Raw genomic sequence first — 511 nt, forward strand, 5'->3', positions numbered from 1 at the left:
CGAGAAGCAATCGAATTTCAGAATTTTATATCGACAAATTACCGGCAGATTGTCAATCAAATTTTGCTGTGGCAGGCTGATGGCCTTGATCGTCCGTTTCAACGATAGAGGTTCATCCATGGCAGTAACGGCTCCCGAGCGACCCGACGCGCGCTGGCGGTTCTGGATCGATCGTGGTGGCACCTTCACCGATATCGTGGCCACCGCCCCGGATGGTGCCCGCCGGACGCTGAAATTGCTGTCGGACGATCCATCGCGCTACGCCGACGCCGCGATCGCGGGGATTCGCACCTGCCTGGGGCTCGGTGCGGATGAGCCGATGCCGGATGGCGCGATCGAGGCGGTGAAGATGGGGACCACGGTTGCGACCAATGCGCTGCTGGAGCGCAAGGGGGCGCGCGTGCTGCTGCTGATCGATCGCGGTCTGGGCGATCTGCTGCGCATCGGCACCCAGGCGCGGCCGCATCTGTTCAAATTCGATATCCGACTGCCGGGCATGCTCTACGAGCGC

The 511-nt window shown here is 61.6% G+C and carries 1 protein-coding gene; it reads left to right on the forward strand.

Going from position 1 to position 511, the window contains the following annotated elements; translation table 11 throughout:
• Positions 1-118 precede the first annotated feature (118 nt).
• The coding region (locus ACP5E6_RS17870) for a hydantoinase/oxoprolinase N-terminal domain-containing protein (RefSeq protein WP_427956556.1) at positions 119-511 on the forward strand (393 nt) is incomplete at its 3' end.

The organism is Acidiphilium sp. (assembly GCF_049977125.1).
Classification (GTDB): domain Bacteria; phylum Pseudomonadota; class Alphaproteobacteria; order Acetobacterales; family Acetobacteraceae; genus Acidiphilium.